Origin of the sequence: Campylobacter troglodytis (assembly GCF_006864425.1) — a bacterium.
GTDB classification, from domain to species: Bacteria; Campylobacterota; Campylobacteria; order Campylobacterales; family Campylobacteraceae; genus Campylobacter_D; species Campylobacter_D troglodytis.
Genome location: NZ_QHLI01000256.1, coordinates 1 through 436 on the forward strand (window position 1 = coordinate 1; position 436 = coordinate 436).

Annotated in this window: 1 protein-coding gene; it reads right to left on the reverse strand. The window is 31.0% G+C overall.

The window, feature by feature from the left end; translation table 11 throughout:
* The coding region (locus DMC01_RS14330; protein ID WP_185908995.1) for a hypothetical protein at window positions 1-436 on the reverse strand (436 nt) is incomplete at both ends.

The following is a 436-nucleotide window of genomic DNA, read 5'->3' on the forward strand; positions in this document are numbered from 1 at the left end:
TAGTAATGTCTGCTTTTTGTTATTTATTAGCTCCCAAAGCTCGTCATACCCTATGCCTAGCCTATCTTGCTTTGCCTTAGGTATTATAAGTTCTTTTGAATTTAACTCATAGTCTTTTAAATTTAGTGCATTTATAGTGTGCCATTCTTTTTTGATGTTTTTTTCATTAAAGGGTTTGTGTATGCTGTAAATATTTGTGTGTAGTTCTATTTTGTCCTTGAAATTATTCTCTGTGTATGTGAATTTTTCTTCTTTAAGTGGCAAGTAAGCTTTCATAGAGGCTTCATCTTTTAAAAACTCGCGTTTGATTGAATTTGGGATTAAATCATAAACAAAATCATAAAGCGTAATTGCCTTATCATCGCTTAATGCTACAAAAGTGCTTATAATGCTGTAATACTCATCGTTTATATTATTTTTCTCTTGCAAACGCATC